22 protein-coding genes are annotated in these 20,363 nt (G+C 73.1%); 11 read left to right on the forward strand and 11 right to left on the reverse strand.

The genetic code is table 11. From position 1 onward, the window contains the following. Positions 1–8: 8 nt before the first annotated feature. Positions 9–491 (reverse strand): MarR family winged helix-turn-helix transcriptional regulator, encoded by a 483-nt coding sequence (locus GA0070562_RS04130; RefSeq protein WP_175438605.1) that lies wholly within the window; start codon positions 489–491, stop codon positions 9–11. An 86-nt stretch (positions 492–577) separates the two neighbouring features. Between GA0070562_RS04130 and GA0070562_RS04135 the strand changes: the two genes are divergently transcribed. Next, a complete protein-coding gene (locus GA0070562_RS04135; protein WP_091415008.1) occupies positions 578–1,225 on the forward strand; it encodes an FMN-dependent NADH-azoreductase in 648 nt (215 codons plus the stop codon). A gap of 79 nt (positions 1,226–1,304) precedes the next feature. Here GA0070562_RS04135 and GA0070562_RS04140 read toward each other — a convergent pair whose 3' ends face one another. The 3 genes from GA0070562_RS04140 to GA0070562_RS04150 form a co-directional block, all read right to left on the reverse strand. Further along, entirely contained in the window at positions 1,305–2,339 is a 1,035-nt protein-coding gene (locus tag GA0070562_RS04140) for a 2-oxoacid:ferredoxin oxidoreductase subunit beta (protein ID WP_091415011.1), read from the reverse strand. After that, complete coding sequence (locus GA0070562_RS04145; protein ID WP_091415014.1) at positions 2,332–4,179, reverse strand: 2-oxoacid:acceptor oxidoreductase subunit alpha; 1,848 nt, start codon at positions 4,177–4,179, stop codon at positions 2,332–2,334. Before GA0070562_RS04145 ends, GA0070562_RS04140 begins: the two co-directional genes overlap by 8 nt. A 196-nt stretch (positions 4,180–4,375) precedes the next feature. Continuing rightward, positions 4,376–5,788, reverse strand: a complete 1,413-nt coding sequence (locus GA0070562_RS04150; RefSeq protein WP_091415017.1) for a hypothetical protein — start codon at positions 5,786–5,788, stop codon at positions 4,376–4,378. A 125-nt stretch (positions 5,789–5,913) separates the two neighbouring features. Between GA0070562_RS04150 and GA0070562_RS04155 the strand changes: the two genes are divergently transcribed. Beyond that, positions 5,914–6,291, forward strand: a complete 378-nt coding sequence (locus GA0070562_RS04155; RefSeq protein ID WP_030501070.1) for an NADH-quinone oxidoreductase subunit A — start codon at positions 5,914–5,916, stop codon at positions 6,289–6,291. A 3-nt stretch (positions 6,292–6,294) separates the two neighbouring features. Here the strand turns inward: GA0070562_RS04155 and folP are convergent, their stop codons facing one another. Beyond that, a complete protein-coding gene (gene folP / locus GA0070562_RS04160) occupies positions 6,295–7,164 on the reverse strand; it encodes a dihydropteroate synthase (protein ID WP_091416172.1) in 870 nt (289 codons plus the stop codon). A 152-nt stretch (positions 7,165–7,316) separates the two neighbouring features. On the opposite strand from folP, the gene GA0070562_RS04165 reads away from it, so the two are divergent. Genes GA0070562_RS04165 through GA0070562_RS04180 form a run of 4 tightly spaced genes read left to right on the forward strand, consistent with a single transcriptional unit; the run spans position 7,317 to position 9,706 of the window. Further along, complete coding sequence (locus tag GA0070562_RS04165; protein WP_091415020.1) at positions 7,317–7,928, forward strand: DivIVA domain-containing protein; 612 nt, start codon at positions 7,317–7,319, stop codon at positions 7,926–7,928. Further along, complete coding sequence (locus tag GA0070562_RS04170; protein ID WP_091415024.1) at positions 7,925–8,425, forward strand: SRPBCC family protein; 501 nt, start codon at positions 7,925–7,927, stop codon at positions 8,423–8,425. The genes GA0070562_RS04165 and GA0070562_RS04170 overlap by 4 nt, the downstream gene beginning before the upstream one ends. A 36-nt stretch (positions 8,426–8,461) precedes the next feature. Further along, positions 8,462–9,046, forward strand: a complete 585-nt coding sequence (locus tag GA0070562_RS04175; protein ID WP_091416175.1) for a DNA-3-methyladenine glycosylase I — start codon at positions 8,462–8,464, stop codon at positions 9,044–9,046. A gap of 36 nt (positions 9,047–9,082) precedes the next feature. Next, entirely contained in the window at positions 9,083–9,706 is a 624-nt protein-coding gene (locus GA0070562_RS04180; protein ID WP_091415027.1) for a hypothetical protein, read from the forward strand. 22 nt (positions 9,707–9,728) lie between these two features. On the opposite strand, the gene GA0070562_RS04185 is transcribed toward GA0070562_RS04180, so the two are convergent. Both GA0070562_RS04185 and GA0070562_RS04190 read right to left on the reverse strand, forming a co-directional pair. Next, positions 9,729–10,520, reverse strand: coding sequence for an enoyl-CoA hydratase/isomerase family protein (locus GA0070562_RS04185; RefSeq protein WP_091415031.1), 792 nt, complete (start codon positions 10,518–10,520; stop codon positions 9,729–9,731). Between the two features lie 3 nt (positions 10,521–10,523). Beyond that, entirely contained in the window at positions 10,524–11,342 is an 819-nt protein-coding gene (locus GA0070562_RS04190) for a PaaX family transcriptional regulator (protein ID WP_091415036.1), read from the reverse strand. Positions 11,343–11,532: 190 nt separating this feature from the next. On the opposite strand from GA0070562_RS04190, the gene GA0070562_RS04195 reads away from it, so the two are divergent. Together GA0070562_RS04195 and GA0070562_RS04200 are read left to right on the forward strand one after the other, a co-directional pair. Beyond that, on the forward strand, positions 11,533–11,700 hold the full coding sequence (locus tag GA0070562_RS04195) for a DUF3117 domain-containing protein (protein WP_013283866.1): 168 nt from the start codon (positions 11,533–11,535) through the stop codon (positions 11,698–11,700). A 145-nt stretch (positions 11,701–11,845) separates the two neighbouring features. Further along, entirely contained in the window at positions 11,846–13,324 is a 1,479-nt protein-coding gene (locus GA0070562_RS04200) for a leucyl aminopeptidase family protein (protein ID WP_091415039.1), read from the forward strand. 33 nt (positions 13,325–13,357) lie between these two features. Here GA0070562_RS04200 and GA0070562_RS04205 read toward each other — a convergent pair whose 3' ends face one another. After that, the gene (locus tag GA0070562_RS04205) at positions 13,358–14,008 is read right to left on the reverse strand and encodes an O-methyltransferase (RefSeq protein ID WP_091415042.1); all 651 of its coding nucleotides are present in this window, start codon (positions 14,006–14,008) and stop codon (positions 13,358–13,360) included. A gap of 212 nt (positions 14,009–14,220) precedes the next feature. Here GA0070562_RS04205 and GA0070562_RS04210 point away from each other — a divergent pair, with 212 nt between their 5' ends. Both GA0070562_RS04210 and GA0070562_RS04215 read left to right on the forward strand, forming a co-directional pair. Next, positions 14,221–15,519: a S1C family serine protease gene (locus tag GA0070562_RS04210; RefSeq protein ID WP_175438606.1), complete on the forward strand. Its 1,299-nt coding sequence runs from the start codon at positions 14,221–14,223 to the stop codon at positions 15,517–15,519. Positions 15,520–15,591: 72 nt separating this feature from the next. Next, positions 15,592–16,014: a twin-arginine translocase TatA/TatE family subunit gene (locus tag GA0070562_RS04215; RefSeq protein WP_091415048.1), complete on the forward strand. Its 423-nt coding sequence runs from the start codon at positions 15,592–15,594 to the stop codon at positions 16,012–16,014. 152 nt (positions 16,015–16,166) lie between these two features. Here GA0070562_RS04215 and GA0070562_RS04220 read toward each other — a convergent pair whose 3' ends face one another. From GA0070562_RS04220 to GA0070562_RS04230, 3 genes are all read right to left on the reverse strand, one after another. Continuing rightward, the gene (locus tag GA0070562_RS04220; RefSeq protein ID WP_091415052.1) at positions 16,167–17,315 is read right to left on the reverse strand and encodes an Mrp/NBP35 family ATP-binding protein; all 1,149 of its coding nucleotides are present in this window, start codon (positions 17,313–17,315) and stop codon (positions 16,167–16,169) included. Between the two features lie 73 nt (positions 17,316–17,388). Beyond that, positions 17,389–17,985 carry a DUF1003 domain-containing protein gene (locus tag GA0070562_RS04225; protein ID WP_091415055.1) on the reverse strand — a complete coding sequence of 199 codons (597 nt, stop codon included), beginning with the start codon at positions 17,983–17,985 and terminating at the stop codon, positions 17,389–17,391. Next, entirely contained in the window at positions 17,978–19,264 is a 1,287-nt protein-coding gene (locus GA0070562_RS04230) for a magnesium transporter MgtE N-terminal domain-containing protein (protein ID WP_091416178.1), read from the reverse strand. Before GA0070562_RS04230 ends, GA0070562_RS04225 begins: the two co-directional genes overlap by 8 nt. 33 nt (positions 19,265–19,297) lie before the next feature. On the opposite strand from GA0070562_RS04230, the gene GA0070562_RS04235 reads away from it, so the two are divergent. Then, positions 19,298–20,167, forward strand: a complete 870-nt coding sequence (locus tag GA0070562_RS04235) for a PhzF family phenazine biosynthesis protein (protein ID WP_091415058.1) — start codon at positions 19,298–19,300, stop codon at positions 20,165–20,167. Positions 20,168–20,363: the final 196 nt, after the last annotated feature.

Here is a 20,363-nt window from a genome sequence, read left to right on the forward strand (position 1 = left end):
GCCCACGGTCAGCAGGCGCCGGGGCCGCCCTCCGCGATCACTTCGCCGCAGGTCGACGACCGGCCCTGGGTGGCCCGTCGCAGCAGGTCGTAGAGCAGGGCCCGCTCGCCGGGAGCCAGCGCGCCGAGGACCTCCTCCTCGGCGCCGGCGAGCGCACACTCGGCCTCGCGTAGTCGCTTCGTGCCCGCGTCGGTGAGGCGTACCTCGTGCCGGCGGCGGTCCTCCGGGGAGCGGCGGCGCTCGGCCAGGCCGTCCGCTTCCAGGTCGTTGAGCAGCCCGACCACGTTCGTGCTGTCGATCTGGAGTGTGCCGGCGAGCGCCTGCTGGCTGATTCCGCCGGCGTCGCGCAGCACTGTGAGCGCCACCAGGTGGCGGGGGCGCAGGCCCAGCGGGGCCAGTACCGACTCCGAGCGCAGCCGCATCCGCCGGGCCAGGTGGTCGAGCAGGGGCCCGGAGCGGCGCTCGGACTCCTCGACCGGTGCGGCGGACATGTGACCCAGTTTACGCGCTCCGAGGAACATCGACCTGCTATAAATAGTTGGTCCTGCACGAACGATCGTCGGAGGAGGAATCACCAATGGCACACCTACTGCACATCGACTCCAGCATCACCGGGGAACGGTCGGTCAGCCGTCGGCTCACCGCGCGCGCCGCCGCCGCCTGGCGCGCCGCCCACCCGGACGGCACCGTCACCTACCGCGACCTGGGTCAGAACCCCTTGCCGCACCTGAACACCGCGAGCGGCCTCGCGCGCATGGTGCCGCCCGATCAGCACACCCCCGAGCAGCAGGCGTCCTGGCAGCTCACCCAGGAGGTGGTGGCCGAGGTGAAGCAGGCCGACACCGTCCTGCTCGGGCTCCCGCTCTACAACTACGGCGCGCCCAGCAGCGTGAAGTCCTGGGTCGACCACCTGATCGCCCCCGGCATCGCGTACGACCCGGTGACGAACGCCGGGCTGCTCGGCGACCGTCAGTTCGTCGTCCTGGTCAGCCGCGGCGGCGGGTACGGCCCGGGCACCCCGCGGGAGGGCTGGGACCACGCCGAGCCGTGGCTGCCGCACGGCCTGTCCCTGACCGGGCTGGACCCGCGGTTCATCTGCGCCGAGCTGACCCTGGCCCCGGTCAACCCGGCCATGGCCGAGCTGATCCCGCTGTTCGAGCAGAGCCTCGCCGCGGCCGAGCGGGCCGTCGACGAGCTGTGGGTGCCCGCCTCGGCGGCCGCCTGACCGGCCCGCGTCACACGCGAAGGGCGGGCCGTTCCGCGGGGGAACGGCCCGCCCTTCGGCTTGGCTGATCAGCGGTGGATCAGAGGATCGTCCAGGTGTCGCCGCTGCCGAGCAGCGCCGCGAGCTGCTGCTCCGGGGTCTTGTCGACGGTGGCCCTGGCCGCCGCGACCTGCTCCTGCACCACGCTGTCGTACGAGGGGCGGTCCACCGACCGGAACACTCCGATCGGGGTGTTGCTCAGGTCCAGGCCGGGCAGCCGGGACAGCGCGAACGCGTACGCCGGGTCGGCCACGCCCGCGTCGTGCACGACGATCTCCTCGGCCGGCGTGTTCGCGGTCTCCCGGACCTCCAGCCCGAAGCCACCGGGCGGGTGGACGACGCAGAACTGCCCGTCCTTGCCGAACGTGATCGGCTGCCCGTGCTCCAGCCGGATCAGGAAGTCGTCCCGGGTGGCCGGCTCCTTCAGCGGGTCGAACGCGCCGTCGTTGAAGATGTTGCAGTTCTGGTAGATCTCCACGAACGCGGAACCCTCGTGCTGGGCGGCGGCCCGCAGCACCGACTGGAGGTGCTTGCGGTCCGAGTCGATCGTCCGGGCCACGAACGTGGCCTCGGCGCCGAGCGCCAGCGACAGCGGGTTGAACGGGGCGTCCGCCGAGCCGACCGGAGTCGACTTGGTGATCTTGCCGACCTCGGAGGTCGGCGAGTACTGGCCCTTGGTCAGCCCGTAGATCCGGTTGTTGAACAGCAGGATCTTCAGGTTCACGTTGCGGCGCAGCGCGTGGATCAGGTGGTTGCCGCCGATGGAGAGCGCGTCGCCGTCACCGGTGACCACCCAGACCGACAGGTCCGGCCGGGACACCGACAGGCCGGTGGCGATCGCCGGGGCGCGGCCGTGGATCGAGTGCATGCCGTACGTGTTCATGTAGTACGGGAAGCGCGACGAGCAGCCGATGCCCGAGACGAAGACGATGTTCTCCCGGGGGATGTTCAGCTCCGGCATGAAGCCCTGCACGGCCGCCAGGATGGCGTAGTCGCCGCAACCGGGGCACCAGCGCACCTCCTGGTCGGACTTGAAGTCCTTGGCGGTGAGCTTGAGGGCGACGGGCTCAGACATTCTTCAGGACCTCTTCCAGCATCGTCTCCAGCTCGGCGGCGGTGAACGGCAGGCCGCGGACCTGGTTGTAGCCGATCGCGTCGACCAGGTACTTCGCCCGGACCACGTGGGCGAGCTGGCCGAGGTTCATCTCCGGCACGACCACCTTGTCGTAGCGGCTCAGCACCTCGCCGAGGTTCGCCGGCATCGGGGCCAGGTGCCGCAGGTGGGCCTGGGCCACCGAGAGCCCGCGGTGGCGCAGGCCACGGCAGGCGGCGCCGATCGGCCCGTACGTCGAGCCCCAGCCCAGCACCAGCACCCGGGCGTCGCCGTCCGGGTCCTCCACCTCGACGTCCGGCACCGGGATCGTCTCGATGCGGGCCGCCCGGGTCCGCACCATGAAGTCGTGGTTCGCCGGGTCGTACGAGATGTCGCCGGTCTTGTCGGCCTTCTCCAGGCCGCCGATCCGGTGCTCCAGGCCCGGCGTGCCGGGCACCGCCCACGGGCGGGCCAGCGTCTGCGGATCCCGCAGGTAGGGAAGGAACGTGGTGCCGTCCTCGCCGTTGGGCTGCGTGGCGAACTCGACCCGCAGGTCGGGCAGCGACTCCACGTCCGGCAGGAGCCACGGCTCGGAGCCGTTGGCGACGTAGTTGTCCGACAGCAGGATCACCGGGGTGCGGTAGGTGAGCGCGATCCGGGCCGCCTCCAGCGCCGCGTGGAAGCAGTCCGACGGGGACTTCGGCGCGATCACCGCCACCGGCGCCTCGCCGTGCCGGCCGTACAGGGCCATGTTCAGGTCGGCCTGCTCGGTCTTGGTGGGCATGCCGGTGGACGGCCCGGCCCGCTGCACGTCGACGATGACCAGCGGCAGCTCCAGCGCCACCGCCAGGGAGATCGTCTCGCTCTTGAGCGCCACGCCCGGACCGCTGGTGGTGGTGATGCCGAGCGCGCCGCCGTACGAGGCGCCCAGCGCCGCGCCGACCGCTGCGATCTCGTCCTCGGCCTGCATGGTGACCACGCCGAACTTCTTGTGCTTGCTCAGCTCGTGCAGGATGTCCGAGGCCGGCGTGATCGGGTACGCGCCGAGGAACACCGGCAGCCCGGAGCGCACCCCGGCGGCCACCAGGCCCAGCGACAGCGCCGCGTTGCCGGTGATGTTCCGGTAGGTGCCCGGCAGCATCTTGGCCGGCTTGACCTCGTACCGGACCGAGAAGTCCTCGGTGGTCTCGCCGAAGTTCCAGCCGGCCCGGAACGCGGCCACGTTCGCCGCCACCAGCTCGGGGCGGGCCGCGAACTTGCGCTCCAGGAAGCGCAGCGTGGACTCGTACGGGCGGGAGTACATCCAGCTCAGCAGCCCGAGCGCGAACATGTTCTTGGCCCGCTCGGCGTCCTTCTTGGACACGTCGAGCTCGGCCAGCGCGCCGATCGTCATCGAGGTGAGCGCCACCGGGTGCACCGCGTACCCGGCGAGCGAGTCGTCGTCGAGCGGGCTGGTCGCGTAGCCGACCTTGGCCAGGTTGCGCCGCGTGAACTCGTCGGTGTTGACGATGATGTCCGCCCCGCGCGGCAGGTCGGCCAGGTTGGCCTTCAACGCGGCCGGGTTCATCGCCACCAGCACGTTCGGCGCGTCACCCGGGGTCAGGATGTCGTAGTCGGCGAAGTGCACCTGGAAGCTCGACACGCCGGGCAGGGTGCCGGCGGGAGCGCGGATCTCGGCGGGAAAGTTGGGCAACGTCGAGATGTCGTTGCCCAGTTGCGCCGTCTCCGAGGTGAACCGGTCGCCGGTGAGCTGCATGCCGTCGCCGGAGTCACCGGCGAACCGGATGACCACCCGGTCCAGCTGACGGATCTGCTTGGTCACACCCGCACCTCGCTTAACTGAGCGCCGTCGCCCTCGCCGGCCCGGCCCGCTCGGATTCTCACGTCAGAGCCTACGTCGCCACGTTAGGGCCACCTTGGTCGAGGTCCGACGTATGGGACTGGATCGGGCCGCTGTATGCCCTGCTTTGCAGCATTTAGTACCTGGGCCCGTAACCCAGATCACCACATATCCATGATCACCGGTCGGTGATCGGGCGCTCCGGCACCGTGATGTCGCTACGGCGGCGCAGCGAACGGGTCGCCAGCGTCAGCGCGAGCACGACCAGGAGACCGGACACGGCGATCAGCGCGATGGCGGTCCGCCGGGTCGAGGTGTCGTCGCGGTCCCGCTCGCCGGCTGCCACGAGCACGCCCTGCGAGCCGGTCGGAGCGGGCACCCCCACGGGCGGGGTGGCGTCCGCCGCCGCGGCGCTGATCCGGAAGCTCATCTGCACCTGCCGGTCCCGCCCGCTACGCGGATCCAGCCGGCCGATCACCGCGCCGGACAGGGGAGCACGCCGCTGGGCCTCCGCCGAGGCGGCGAGCGTCAGCCGTACGGTAGCGGTCCGCCCGGCCGCCAGCGTGCCCAGTTCACAGCGGGTCCGGTCGGGGGAGACCGGGGCACAGTCGCCCTCGGTGCCGGCCACAGTCACCCCGGCGGGCAGGAGCACCTCGATCCGGCCGGCCGCGTCGACCTTGCCGGTGTTGCCGAGCCGGACGGTGAGCGTGCTGGGCGCGCCGCTGATGTCGAACAGCACCTCGTCGGCGCGCAGCGATATGCCGGCCACCGGCGGCCCGGGCGGGAACAGCACCGCGAAGCCCTCGTCGTCGTACGCCGCGCCGGTCACACCGGGCGCGACGGCGGTGACCTGGACCGATCCGGCCAGCGGCATGGTCCGCCAGGCGTCGCCGTCGACCCGGACGCGGATGGTCGCGCTGAACCGGGCGCCCGGCTCCGCGTCCCACCCGGCACAGCTGTGGTTGCCGCCGCCGGAAGGCTCGCAGCCCGGGGTGCCCGCGTCGGTCAGCCCGGGCGGCAGCGTGTAGCCCAGGCTGATCCGCTCGGCCCGCCCGCCGGTGTTGGTCACAGTCACCCGCAGCGTGGCCACCGTGGCGTCGGCGTTCCAGTAGGCCGGCGTGAGGACCACGTCCTCGGTGTTCACGCGTACCCCCAGGGGCCCGCCGGCCGGCTGCGCCGGCGGTGGCGGCGGGGTCTTGACCGGCGGCACGACCGGCGGGGGCGCCGGTGCCGTGGTGGCCGGCGCGGCGGTGGTCGGCGCCGGTTCGGCGGGCGCGCTCGTCGGCGGCGGGGCCGGCGAGGTGGTGACCGGAGCCGGAGGCGTGGTCGGAGGCGGCGGCGGCTCGGTGGGCGGCGGGGCCGTCACCGTGGTCGTCGGCTCACCTGTGGGCGCGGGCTCGGTCGGCTCGCCGCCGGGGTCGCCGCCCGGCTCCGCGGGCTCGATCACCCGGAGCGCGGCGGCCGGCCCCGGGTGTGCGACGGCCCCGGCCGGCGCCACCGCCACCAGCGCCGCGACGAGCGCGGGCGCCAGCAGCGCGAGGGTACGGCGGAGCGCGACCCGCCGAACGGGTGCAACGCGGGCGCGGGCCATCTGTCCTCCGGGACGATCAATGAGATCCCATTATTCGGTGATACTTGCCATCAAGCACTAGTCCTGGCAGGAAACGAATTCGTAACGTGTCCGGGACATCTGGACGGGACCGGTACGCTCCGGTCGTGACCGGATATCTCGGCTCGTACGCCACGCTCGGTCTGCTGCTGCTCGCCGCCGTGCTCTTCTTCGTGACGGCGTTCTCCGCGAACCGGGTGTTACGTCCGAGCCGGCCGGCCGAGCCGTGGGGCAAGCGGGCCACGTACGAGTGCGGCATCGACCCGGTCGGCGGCGACTGGGCCCAGATGCAGATCCGCTACTACGTCTACGCGTATCTCTACGTGCTCTTCGCGGTCGAGGCGGTCTTCCTGTTCCCGTGGGCGTTGGTCTTCGACCGGCCCGGCTTCGGTGCCACCACCGTCGTGGAGATGGGCGTCTTCGTGGCGATCGTCGCGCTCGGCATCCTCTACGCCTGGCGGCGCGGCGTCCTGCGCTGGACCTGACCGCTAGGCCAGCCCGCGCCGGGTCACCGCCGGCGGTCGGTCGCCCCGGATCGACGCCACCATGTCCAGCACCCGGCGGGTCTCGCGGACCTGGTGGGCGCGGAACACCCGGGCGCCGAGCCAGGCCGAGACCGCTGTGGCGGCGAGCGTCCCCTCCAGCCGCTCGGGCACCGGCAGGTCGAGCGTCTCGCCGATGAAGTCCTTGTTCGACAGCGCCACCAGCAGCGGCCAACCGGTGCCGGTCAGCTCCGCCAGCCGCCGGGTGATCTCCAGCGAGTGCCGGGTGTTCTTGCCGAAGTCGTGCGCCGGGTCGATCAGGATGCCGTCCCGGCGCACACCCAGCCCGACCGCGCGTTCGGCCAGCCCGGTCACCGTGCCGACCACGTCGGCCACCACGTCGTCGAAGGCGGCCCGGTGGGGCCGGGTACGCGGGGCGAGCCCGCCCGCGTGCGAGCAGACCAGCCCGGCGCCGGTCGCCGCGGCGACCCGGGCCAGCGCCGGGTCCGCCCCCGACCAGGTGTCGTTGAGCAGGTCCGCGCCGGCGGCGACCGCCTCCACGGCCACCTCGGCACGCCAGGTGTCGATGGAGAGGACCACGCCGGGGAAGGCGGACCGGACCGCCGCGATGGTGTCCACCGTCCGCCGGATCTCCTCGGCCACGTCCACCTCGTCGCCCGGCCCGGCCTTCACCCCGCCGATGTCGATGATCTCGGCGCCCTCGTCGACTGCGCGCTCCACCGCGCGCAGCGCGCTGTCCTGGGCGAACGTGGCGCCCCGGTCGAAGAACGAATCCGGGGTGCGGTTGACGATCGCCATCACCACCAGCTCACCGGGGCCGAACGTCCGTCCGCCCAGCCGCAACGCCCCGGTCATGCCCGCCTCCTCGCCGCCGGACCGCACCGGCCGGTCCGACGCTATCCGGTCCCGCCCGCGCCGCCCGTGCCGGTCCCGTGCGCCGGACGCATTTACGGACCGGACGTCCCGGAGGGCTCGCCCGATCCCGGCCCGCATGCCACGATCTGTGCATGGGTGAGGTTCTGCTCCTCTTGGTCGTCGCGCTGACCGTCGCGGCTGTGGTGTTCGGGGTGACGGTGCTCGTCTCCGGCAAGGATCCGGGCCTCACGCCGGCCGAGCCGGACGGGCGGGCCGTGCCCCTGCCCGGCAGCCGTCCGCTCGACGAGTCGGACGTGTCCGACGTCCGCTTCGACACGGCGCTGCGCGGCTACCGGATGAGCCAGGTCGACGCGGCGTTGCGCCGGGCGGCGTACGACATCGGCTACAAGACCGAGTTGATCGGCGTCCTGGAGGCCGAGAACGAGGCCCTGCGGGACGGGCGTACCGAGGACGCCGACGCGCTGCGCAGGGCGCGCGAGGAGGCCGCCGCGACCCGCTCCGAGACCGAGCAGGCGCCCGACCCGTCCACCCCGGAGCCGGTGATGATCGACCTGTCCGCGCCGGAGCCGCCGGCCCGCACCGACGCCGACGGGCAGCCGGGCGCACCGGCCGAGGCAGGCGTGGCGGAGGCCCCCGCCGCCGCGGCGACCGAGGACACCGTCTCCCCGGCGGACGGGATCGCGGGCGGGCCGGCCGACGACGACCGGGAGCGCGGTTCGGTGGTCCGCTCGGAGTCGGCGTGACCGGCGCCGACCGGCCGGCCGACGACTTCACCGAGGCGTCCCGCCGTGGCGCCGCCGAGGTCACCGCCACGGTGATCGTCGCCGCCCCGGCCGACCGGGTGTTCGCCGCGCTCACCGCGTGGGAGCGGCAGTCGGACTGGATCCCGCTGACCCGGGTCCGGGTGGTCGAGGGCGACGGCGGCGAGGGCAGCCTGGTCGAGGCGGTCACCGCGCTCGGTCCGGCCGTGCTCCGCGACGAGATGCGGGTGGTCCGGGTCGACGCCCCGTACGAGGTCGGCGTGGTGCACTGCGGCAAGCTGCTGCGCGGCCCCGGCGTGCTGCGCTGCACCCCGATGGACCGCGACCGCACGCAGGTGGTCTGGCACGAGTGGTTCCACCTGCCGGGCGGGAAGGCCGGCCGGGTCGCGTGGCCGGTGCTCTGGCCCGGTTCGAAGTTCAGCCTCACGCAGGCGCTGAAGAAGTTCGCCCGGCTGGTCGAGCAGGGCCGCCTGCCCTGACCGGGGTTGTCGGTGGGCTGACCTACCGTGGACGCCGTGACTGACCTGGTGACCGGCGCCGACGGGCTGCCGCGCTGCGCGTGGGGGGCGAGCACCCCCGACTACGCCGTCTACCACGACGAGGAGTGGGGCCGGCCGCTGCGCGGCGACGACGCGCTCTACGAGCGGCTGACGCTGGAGGCGTTCCAGTCCGGCCTGTCCTGGCTGACCATCCTGCGCAAGCGGCAGGCGTTCCGGGACGCCTTCGCCCGCTTCCGGATCGACTCGGTGGCCCGCTACGGCGAGGCCGACGTGACCCGGCTGATGGCCGACGCCGGGATCGTCCGCAACCGGGCCAAGATCGAGGCGGCGATCGCGAACGCCCGGGCCGCGTCGGAGCTGCCCGAGGGCCTCTCCGCGCTGCTCTGGTCCTTCGCGCCCCCGCCCCGGACGGCGCGTCCCCGGTCCTTCGCCGAGGTGCCGGCCACCAGCCCCGAGTCGGTGGCGATGGCCAAGGCGCTCAAGAAGCGCGGCTTCCGGTTCGTGGGCCCCACCACCGCCTACGCGCTGATGCAGGCCACCGGCATGGTCGACGACCACCTGGCCGACTGCCACGTGAGCGGTGACCGGGCCGGGGTGTGACGGAGCGCGCCACCTCCGGCGTGATGGGATTGGGGCATGACCGACACCGAGCCGCGTACGAGCGGGACGACAGACGGTGCGACCACGACCGGCGCCTGGGCGGTGCTGCTGCCCGCCGAGCGCTTCGAGGCCGAGCGGCTGGTGCACCACGACACGCTGGAGCTGACCGGGCTGTCCGAGGCGGCCGGCCCTCGGCCCGGTGACCGGGTCGCGGTGCTCGTCGACGAGCCGCTGCGCCTGGTCGCCCTCGGCCGGGTCGCGCTCGCGTCGTCCGAGACCCGGGAGGACCCGGACGATCCGCAGTCCGACGCGGTGGCCGGGTCGCTCGTGGTCGCGTACACCCGGCGGGTGCTCGACGAGCCGGTGCCGGTCGACGGCCCGGCGCCGGACGGCCCGGTCGTGGCGCTCGACCCGGCCCGCTGGCGGTCGTTGGCCGACCGGCTCGGCCCGCCGCCCGCCCGCAGCACCTGGCTGGTCAGCCTGGACCTGCCGATCGAGGCCGCGTCGCGCGCCGAGGCGGTACGGATCTTCTGGTCCTACGTGCAGGAGCTGGGCCCGCGGGAGCTTCCGGCGTTCGTCTCGCCGTACGGCGACGAACTGGCCATGCAGGCGTTCGTGCTCGGCGTCGAGGCCAACCAGGACCCGGAGGAGGACGACTGACCTCCGGGCCCGACCGGCGCGGTCAGCGGCCCTCGAAGACCGGCTTCTGCTTGTCGACGAACGCCTTCGTGGCGGCCCGGTGGTCGGCGGTGGCGCCGCAGATCGCCTGGGCCTGAGCCTCGGCGGCCAGCGCGTCGGCGAGCGTGCCCGCGTCGGCGATGGACAGCTGCCGCTTGATCGCCCCGTACGCGACGGTAGGGCCGGCGGCGAGCCGGGCGGCCAGTTCCTGCGCGGTGGGGAGCACCTGCTCGTCGTCGCCCACCAGCTTGGTCAGCAGGCCCAGCCGGCAGGCCTCCTCGGCGCCGACCGGCTCGGCGAGCATCAGCAGCTCGACGGCCTTGGCGTGACCGACCAGCCGGGGCAGCGTCCAGGAGGCGCCGGTGTCGGCGGCGAGACCCACCCCGGCGAACGCCATCAGGAACCGGGTCTTCGGGCCGCCGATGCGGAAGTCGGCCAGGAACGCCAGCGAGGCGCCGGCCCCGGCGGCCATCCCGCGCACCGCGGCGATCACCGGCTTGGGCAGGTTGGCCAGCCGGGCGGCGATCGGGTTGTAGTGCGCCCGCACCGTGCCCAGCGGGTCGGCGTCCGAGGTCTCCAGCGTCCGCACGTGCTCGCGCAGGTCCTGACCGGCGCTGAACGAGCCGCCCGCGCCCGCGAGCACGACCGCCCGGCAGGACCGGTCGGTCTCCAGCTCGGCCAGCGTGTCCCGGAGCGCCTCCTTGAGCGCCACGTCGAGCGAGTTCATCGCCGTCGGGCGGTTCAGCGTCAGGGTGACGACGGCGTCGGTGCGGTCGACGAGCAGCGGCTCGGTCACGTTCTAACGACCCTTCTGTCGGGCGAGGCGGTTGCCGGAGTCGAGGCACTGCTCGACGTACCGGTCGGCGGCGGGCCGGAGCCGGGCCGCGTGCCGGTCGAAGAAACTGGCCGCGCTGGTGCCCGGCCAGCGCTCGGGCAGCAGTGCCGGGGGCAGTTGCGGATCCCGGAACAGGAACGTACGCCATGCGTGCACGAGCCGGAACCGGGCCGCGTACGCGTCCTCGTCGCTGCTGCGCACCGTGACGCCGGAGAGCAGCGGCTTCTGCTCGGCGACGAAGCGCTCGTACGCCCGGCCGATCTCGGCCAGGTCCCAGGCGCGGCGGACCACGCCCATCGCGCCCGGTGTGCCGGCCGCGTGCGCGGCGGTGAACCGCTCGTAGCGCACGCCCGCCTCGTCGAGCAGCAGGTCGACGTCCTCACCCGGGCGGGTCGCCACCCAGGTGCAGTCGTCGAGCGTGCCGTAGCCGAGGAAGGCGAGGTTCGCGGCGAGCCGCTGCCGGTCCCGGCGGGAGGAGGGCGCGGTGAGCACCAGGAGATCGAACCGCCCGTCCCAGCTGTGCCGCCCGGTCCGGTAGATCCGGGACGCTGCCTCGTCGAGTCGACGAGCCGCCTTCGGGGTGATCGAATATCCCGGTCCGGACGCGAGCCGGAGTGGTTCCAGCCAGCCCTGGCGGACCATCCGGGAGACCGCGGTGCGTACCGCCGGTGGGGCGATCCCGAGCGGGGCGAGCAGCTTGACCAGGGCGGCGACCGGTGCGCGGCCACCCCGGGCCCGGAGGTGGTCGCCGTACAGGTCGAAGAGTGCCGACCGTGCCTGCATGACCGCACATTGTGACAGGCCTATCCAAGATAAGCTAGATGCTGTTACATCAATGCTGCTTCGGTTTGGGTCCGGCGGTGTTCATCAGGGAAAATCGTTGGTCGAGCCTTCCGCGACGGTTGCGGATGGCGATGGCGAAGTGGCTGTGGGGCAACTCACCGACCCTGGTGTAGGTCTGAGGGGAGACAACATGGCGGCGATGAAGCCGCGGACGGGCGACGGTCCGCTGGAAGTCACCAAGGAGGGCCGGGGCATCGTCATGCGAGTCCCGCTGGAGGGTGGTGGCCGGCTCGTCGTCGAGATGACTCCCGACGAGGCCACCGCGCTCGGTGACGCGCTGAAGGCGGCTGCGGGCTGATTCGAGGAGGGTCCCGCGCGGCGTCCGCCGCGCGGGCGGTTCGTCCTACCCTGAGCCACCGGCATGCCCGGTGGCTCAGGGTCTTTCCTCGACGGGTGCGTGGTGAAATGTGCCCGTTCAACCCATTTCGGAGGTACGGTCCAGCGTGCTGGTCATTCGTCTGGTGAGTGGGCCCGCGGGGCCCGACGCTCTCGTCCTGCCCGTCCGTCCCGGAGGGCCGGACTCGCCGGACTCCTCGACCTCCACGGCGGTACTGGTCCCCACTGCCGTGCCGACCGGCGACGACGTCCGGACCGAGGCTGCCGCCGTCCTGCCGGCCACCCGGCTCACGGGCGCGGCCGGCGAGGTACGCGAGCACCTGCGCCCCGGTGGCTCACCGGCGCGGCTGTGGCTGCTGGGCGTCGGCGACGGCGACGAGCGCGACTGGCGCACCGCCGGAGCGGCGCTGGCCCGCGCGGCGAAGGATGAGACGCAGATCACCATCGCGCTTCCCGCCGAGGCGACGGCGGCGCTACGTGGCCTCGCCGAAGGGCTGCTGCTCGGTTCGTACCGCTTCCGCCTCACCGAGGCCGGCAAGCGGTCCTCCCTGGCTGCCGTGGCGGTGCTCGTCGACGACCCGGACGCGCTTGCCGGCACGCTCGACGCCGCCCGGGCCACCGCCGAGACGACCCGGCTCGCCCGGGACCTGACCAACATGCCCTCGTCCACCAAGAACCCGGAGTGGTTCGCCGCGCAGGTGGCCGAGGCCGCGTCCGGGCGTCCCGACCTGCACCTGCGGGTACGCGGCCCGGAGGAGCTGGCGGCCGAGGGCTTCGGCGGTCTGCTGGCCGTCGGAGGCGGCTCCGCGGCCGGCCCGCGTCTGGTGGAGCTGGACTGGCGGCCGGAGGGCGCACGTACCCACGTGGTGCTCGTCGGCAAGGGCATCACGTTCGACACCGGCGGCATCTCGATCAAGCCGGTGCCGGCCATGAAGCTGATGCGCAAGGACATGGCCGGGGCCGCCGCGGTGATCGCCGCGACGCTCGGCGCCGCCGAACTGCGCCTGCCGGTACGGGTCACCACCCTCGCCCCGCTCGCCGAGAACATGGTCAGCGGTTCGGCGTTCCGCCCCGGCGACGTGATCCGGCACTACGGCGGGCTGACGAGCGAGAGCACCAACTCCGACGCCGAGGGCCGGCTCGTGCTCGCCGACGCGCTGGCGTACGCGGCCCGCGAGCTGAAGCCCGACCTGCTGATCGACCTGGCGACGCTCACCGGCGCGAACGCCGTCGCCCTGGGCAAGCGGCACGCCGCGCTCTACAGCGAGAACGACACGCTCGCCGCCGGTCTGCTCGACGCGATCACCGCGGCCGGCGAGCGGGCCTGGCGGATGCCGCTCGCCGACGACTACGTCGAATACCTGGCCAGCGAGATCGCCGACCTGCACAGCTCCCCGGCGCAGGGCGCCGGCTCGGTGGTCGCCGCGCTGTTCCTGCGGGAGTTCACCGGCGACCTGCGGGACCGGTGGGCACACCTGGACATGTCCGCGCCGTCGTGGTCCGACGACACGCACGGCGAGCTGGTCAAGGGCGCGACCGGCTGGGGCGTGCGCGGGCTGCTGCGCTGGCTGGCGACGCTGGGCTGACGTTCCGGCGTGCGCCGCACGCCGGGCTGACTGTCAGGCCTTCACGGCGGCGAGCAGGCCGTGGCCGACCGGCAGCAGCGCGGGCACCCAGTGCTCCGACTCGCGGATCGCCTTGATCGTCTCCCGCACGGTGACCGTCTCGACGTCCCGTGCGGACGGGTCGCCGATCCGGCCGGCCGCGAGCGCGCCGTTGAGCGCGAGCACGCCGCCGGGGCGCAGCAGCCGCAGCGCCGCGTCCACGTACGCGGCGAAGCCGGTCGACACCGCGTCCACGAAGACCAGGTCGTAGGCGCCGTCCGCGAGCCGGGGCAGCACGTCGAGGGCCCGGCCGGTGATGATCCGGGTACGCCCCGACGGAAAGCCCGCCTCCTGGAACAGCCGCCGGGCGATGCGCTGGTATTCGACCTCGACGTCGATCGTGGTGAGCACACCGTCGGGGCGCATGCCGCGCAGCAGCCACACGCCGCTCACCCCGGTGCCGGTGCCGATCTCCACCACCGCCCGGGCGTTGCCGGCGGCGGCGAGCAGCCGCAGCGCGGCACCCGACCCGGGCGTGACCGCCTCCACCCCCACCTCGTGGGCGAGGGCGCGGGCCGTGCGCAGCACGAGATCCTCGGTGACGAAAGACTCGGCGAAGTGGAGCGCCTGGGCCGTCGAACTGCCGTGACCGGCGACCGTGGCGATGGGACACCTCCGAGGGGCGGACTGGTGCGAGGGGCGGTATGCACTGTGAGCGTAGAGGCGGGCCGGTACCGGCGCAGCCGCGAGTCCGCCGTCGAGTGCTCACGGACGGCAACCCCTGACCCCGTTCGCGCCATCCGTGTAATCCTGGATGTGTCCCGCGCGTCACTGTCGTCCGGCTCCGCCGGCCGCCGGCGCGGGGCCAGCGGGACTGAGTGGGAGGCACCGACGTGACCGACGGCTGGGACTGGCGGCGGCCCGGCGGATCGCCGGCACCGGGTGGGCCGGGACGACCGCCGCAGGACGCCCCCGGTCAGGCGACGTCGCCGTGGTGGTCAGACGCGCTGGCCGACCCGTGGCGCGACCCGTACGCGCCCGCCGCCGTGGTGGTCCCGGCGGCGCCGACGCCCGGGGCGGGGGAGCCGGAACCGGTCACCGACCCGGACCTGCCGACCCGGCCGGGGCTGCGCCAGGTGGTGCTGATCTCCCTGGTCACGGCGCTGCTGGCCGGTTCCCTGGGCAGCGCCCTGACGTACGCCTTCCTGCGCGGCGACGACGTGCCGACGATCGGCGCGCAGACCGGGCAGGCCCCGGCGCTGGCCCAGCGCAAGCCCGAGTCGCTGGCCGGGGTGGCCGAGCGGGTCCTGCCCAGCGTGGTCACGATCCGGGTGGTCAGCCTCGGCGGCACCAGCGAGGGCTCCGGCTTCGTGGTGACGAGCGAGGGCCACATCGTCACCAACGACCACGTGGTCGCCGACGGGCCCGGCAAGGCCACTGTCGTGTTCAACGACGGCAGCACCGCCGCCGGCACCGTGGTCGGGCAGGATCCGGAGTCGGACCTCGCCGTGATCAAAGTCTCGCGCAGCGGGCTGACCCCGGTGCAGTTCGGCGACTCCGACGCGCTCGCCGTCGGTGACCCGGTGCTCGCCATCGGGTCGCCGTTGTCGCTCGCCAACACCGTCACCGCCGGCATCGTGAGCGCGCTGGACCGGACCATGCAGGCCGGCGAGCCGGGCGGGCCGACCCGCTACTACGCGGCGATCCAGACCGACGCCGCTGTCAACCACGGCAACTCCGGCGGTCCGCTCGTGGACGGCGCCGGGCGGGTGGTCGGGGTGAACTCCACGATCAAGTCGTTGGTGGCCGACGGGCAGGAGGCGGGCAACATCGGCCTCGCGTTCGCCATCCCGATCAACCAGGCGAAGCGGATCACCGAGGACATCATCGGCACCGGCAAGGCCCGGCGTACGGTGATCGGCGCCCAGGTGGGCGGCACCGGCGCCACCGGCGGCGGGGTACGCCTCAACGCGGTCGAGCCGGCCGGCCCGGCGGCGGCGGCCGGGCTGCGTACCGGGGACGTGGTGCTCCGGCTGGACGGCCGTCCGATGACCGATCCGACCGACCTGGTGGCCCTGGTGCGCAAGTACGCGCCCGGTTCGGTGGTGACAGTCGAGTACCGGCGCGGGTCGGCCCGGCAGAACGCGTCGGTGACGCTCGCCGCTGACGCGAAGTAAGCATCGCTCACCCCCTCCCCGACGGGCACCTGACGTGCGTAGTCTTGCCCTGACACGGACGAGGAGGCCGGAGTGTTCGAGAACCTGAACTGGTGGGAGATCGGCGTCCTGCTGCTCCTGGCGCTGTTGATCTTCGGCGATCGGCTGCCGAACGTGATCAGCGACGGCCTCCGGATGGTCCGCAACCTGCGCAACATGGCGCGCAACGCCACCGGCGACCTGAGCCGCGAGCTGGGCACGGACATCCAGCTGGAGGATCTGCACCCCAAGGCGTTCATCCGCAAGCACCTGCTGAGCGAGGACGACGAGCAGGCGATCCGCAAGCCGCTCCAGAGCATGTACGACAACCTGCGCTCGGACGTCACAGGCGTGCACGACGAGCTGAAGGACGTGGCCAGGGCCGCCGACCTGCGCACCCCCAGCGTGGCCACCAGCACCCCCACCCCCACCCCGACCCCGCCGGCCCCCCGCCCGTCCTACGACGACGCCACCTGACGCCGCCCTCTCCCGCCGGTCTCGCCGTCGATCATGAAGTTGACGGCGCGACACGCCGGTCCGGCGACCGTCAACCTCATGATCGACGCCTGGAAAGGGGACCGCCCCGCCCGCGCGGGGCGGGAGGGGCGGTGGGGAGCGGTGGGTGAGCGCTAGCGGCCTGCCGGCTTGAGGCCGAGGGGCTTGCCGAGGAGCGACTCGCGGCGGACGGCCAGGCGGTCGGCGACCTGGAACAGGGCCTTCGCAGCCGGGGCGTCCGGCTGCGCCAGCACGATCGGCTGACCGGCGTCGCCGCCCTCGCGCACCCGGGTGTCCAGCGGGATCTGCCCCAGCACCGGCACCTGCGCGCCGATCGTGCGGGTCAGCGACTCGGCCACCGCCGCGCCGCCGCCGGCCCCGAAGACCTCCATCCGGGAGCCGTCCGGCATCTCCAGCCAGGACATGTTCTCGATCACGCCGACCACTCGCTGGTGGGTCTGCAACGAGATCGCGCCGGCCCGCTCGGCCACCTCGGCGGCGGCCGCCTGCGGCGTGGTGACGACCAGGATCTCCGCGTTCGGCAGCAACTGGGCCACCGAGATCGCGATGTCGCCGGTGCCCGGCGGCAGGTCGAGCAGGAGGACGTCCAGGTCACCCCAGTAGACGTCGGCGAGGAACTGCTGAAGCGCCCGGTGCAGCATCGGCCCGCGCCAGACCACTGCGGCGTTGCCGGGGGTGAACATGCCGATCGAGATGACCTTCACGCCGTGCGACTGCGGCGGCATGATCATGTCTTCGACGCGGGTCGGCGCGCCGTCGGCGCCGAGCATCCGGGGCACCGAGTGGCCGTAGATGTCCGCGTCCACCACACCCACCGACAGGCCACGCGAGGCCAGCGCGGCGGCCAGGTTGACGGTGACGCTGGACTTGCCGACACCGCCCTTGCCGCTGGCGACCGCGTAGACCCGGGTCCGCGAGCCCGGCTGGGCGAACGGGATCACCGGCTCGGCGGTGGCACCGCCACCGCGCAGCTTCGACTGCAGCTCCTGGCGCTGCTCCGGGCTCATCACACCGAAGATGATCTCGACACCGCTCACGCCGGGTACCGCGCCCACGGCGGCGGTGATGTCACTGCGCAGCTTGTCCTTCAGCGGACAGCCGGCCACGGTGAGCAGCAGCTCCACCCGGACCACGCCGTCCTCGTCGCGCTCGGCGGACTGGACCATGCCGAGTTCGGTGATCGGCCGGCGGATCTCCGGGTCGTTGACGGTGGCCAGGGCGGCCTGGATCGCGTCGGAGACGGTGCTGACGGGTGCTGACATGCCCGCAATGCTACGTCGCGGGTCATCGGCCACCGCCGCTGGCGGGGGCGGTGTGAGCGATTCGATGGCCGGGTCAGCCCTCGTAGCGACCGTCCCGCACGTAGTCGCCGTCCAGCTCGTCCAGCCGCTCTCCGCCGCCCGTCCGGCGGCCCTCGCGCTCCTGCTGCCGCCGCTCCAGCTTCCGCCGCCGCTCGGCGGCCTCGTCCAGTTCCTCACCCAGCCGGGTCAGCTCCGAGCGCAGGAAGTCCCGCGTCGCCACCTCACCCATCGCGATCCGCAACGCGGCGATCTCCCGCGCCAGGTACTCCGTGTCGGCCTTCTGGAGGGTGGCCCGTCGCCGGTCCTCGTCCAGCGCGATCCGGTCCCGGTCCGCCTGCCGGTTCTGCGCGAGCAGGATCAGCGGCGCCGCGTACGACGCCTGCAACGACAGGATCAGGGTCAGGAACGTGAAGGTGTACGGGTCGAAGCGCAGACTCGCCGGCGCCAGCGTGTTCCACAGGAACCAGGCCACCAGGATCAGCGTCATGTAGACGAGGAAGTTCGCCGTACCCATGCCCCGGGCGATGCCCTCGGCCCAGCGGCCGAACGTCTCCGCGTCGACCCGGCGCAGGCGCAGGTTCCGCGGGGTGCGCGGCTGGTCCAACCGCTCGCCCCGTCGCTGATCACTCATCGTCGCCGTCCAGGATGCCGTCGTGGGTGGCGGACGAGGGGGATACCGCGTCCCGGTCCCGCCAGTCCCGCGGCAGGGAGTGGTCGAGCACGTCGTCCACGGTCACCGCGCCGACCAGGCGGTTGTTCCGGTCCACCACCGGCATGCTGACCATGTCGTACGTCGCCATGCGGCGGGTGATCTCGGGCAGCGGCGTCGACGTCCGCAACGGGTCGATGTCATTGACCACGATGCCGCCGAGCAGATCGGCCGGAGGTTCCCGGAGCAGCCGCTGGAAATGCACCATACCCAGGTAGCGGCCGGTGGGCGTGGTCAGTGGGGCGCGGGTCACGAAGACCTGGGCGGCCACCGCGGGCGAGAGCTGCGGCTCCCGGATCCGGGCCAGCGCCTCGGCCACCGTGGCGTCCGGCGGCAGGATCACCGGCTCCGAGGTCATCACGCTGCCGGCGGTGCCGGAGGCGTAGCGCAGCAACTGGCGTACCGGGTCGGCCTCGTCCGGCTCCATCAGGTCCAGCAGCACGTCCTGCTCCGGCGGCGGCAGCTCGTTCAGCAGGTCGGCCGCGTCGTCCGGCTCCATCTCCTCCAGCACGTCGGCGGCGCGTTGCCGGTCCAGCGCGGCCAGGATCTCCACCTGGTCGTGCTCGGGCAGCTCGCTGAGCACGTCGGCCAGGCGTTCGTCGTCGAGCGCGGCGGCCACCTCGTTGCGCCGGGCGTCGGGCAGATCCTGGAGGGCGTTGGCGAGGTCGGCCGGGCGCATGTCCTCCAGGACGGCGAGCAGGTTCGCCGTACCCCGGTTGTCGCCGACCGCGCCCAGACCGTGGACCCGGTCCCAGTCGACCTGGTGGAGGTGGCCGCGGCGGGTGAGCCGGCCGGTGTGTTCGCGGACGGCGACCCGGCTCAGCGCCCACTCGCCGCCGCGGCTGCACTCCATCGCCACGTCCACCACCGAGCCGGCGTGCCCGCTGTCGAGCTGGACCCGCCGGTCGAGCAGCTCCTGGAGCACCAGCAGCTCGTTCGGGCGCTTCTCGAACCGGCGCAGATTGAGCGTGCCGCTGCCGAGCACCACACCGTCCGGATCGATGGAGGTGATCCGGTTGATGGACAGGAAGATGCGCCGCCGCATCGGCATCTCGGCGACCAGGCCGACCACCTCCGGCGGTCGCTGGGTCGCGCGCATCCGGGCCACCGCGTCGCGGACGCGGCCGACCTGGTCGCCGTTCGGGTCGAAAACGGCGACTCCGGCGAGTCGAGCGAGGTAGACCCGGTTCGGCGTGCTCACGGCCACCAGCCTAAGGGCCTAGTCTCTAACAACATGTCGACCTTGGGCTACGAGATCGTGGACGTCTTCACCGACCGCCCCTTCGCCGGCAACCCGCTGGCCGTGGTGTTCGGCGCGGAAGGGCTGGCCACCGAGCAGATGCAGGCGCTCGCGCTGGAGTTCAACCTGTCCGAGACGGTCTTCGTGCTGCCGCCGACTCAGGTGGGCGCCACCTACCGGGCCCGGATCTTCACCCCGGCCGACGAGCTGCCCTTCGCCGGGCACCCGAGCGTCGGCGCCGCGGTGACCGCGAGCCGGCGCGGCGTCTTCGGCGCGGGCCGGGTCACCCAGGAGTGCGGCGCCGGCGTCCTGCCGATCGAGGTGACCGCCACCGGCGCGACGCTCACCGGCGGCACGCCCACGCTGGGCCCCGAACTCGACCCGGAGCCGCTGCTGGAGATGGTCGGCCTCACCGGCCCCGACCACGTCGGCCCGCCACCGCGGGTCGCCGGGTGCGGCCTCGAATTCCCCTATCTTCCGGTACGCCCGGACGCGGTGGCCCGGGCTCGGTTGAACACGACGGCGGCGGAGCGATACGGCGTGGAGCACGTCAGCCTCTTCTCCTGGGAGCCCGGTTCGCAAACCGCGCACGCCCGGGTCTTCGTGCCGGGGCTCGGCGTACCGGAGGACCCGGCGACCGGTTCGGCCGCCCTGGGGCTGGGCGTGTGGCTGGTCGCGAGCGGCCTGCTCCCCGGCGACGGACGCTCCACGTACACGGTCCGGCAGGGCATCGAGATCAACCGCCCGTCGACGCTCGACTGCACGGTGACCGCGTCCGGCGGACTGGCGGTGGGCGCGACCGTGTCCGGCCAGGTCATGCCGGTGGCCCGGGGCGAGATCACCGTCCCCCCGTTCATCGGTTGAGCTTGAGGAACCGCCGATCTGACGGCTGCGCCGGAGAGCGACCTCGTTCCATGTGATGTTGGGGCTACGGCTACCCATATACGAGTGAATATAGAGGGCATATAGCTACGCCTGCCATGATCTCGGCACGCGCTCGTTCCGGGTGACTTCGACAGGACGGGCGGCATTTTGGTGGCGGCTGGCCAGTCCATCCGCA

The sequence above is a fragment of the Micromonospora tulbaghiae genome, assembly GCF_900091605.1.
Lineage (GTDB): Bacteria > Actinomycetota > Actinomycetes > Mycobacteriales > Micromonosporaceae > Micromonospora > Micromonospora tulbaghiae.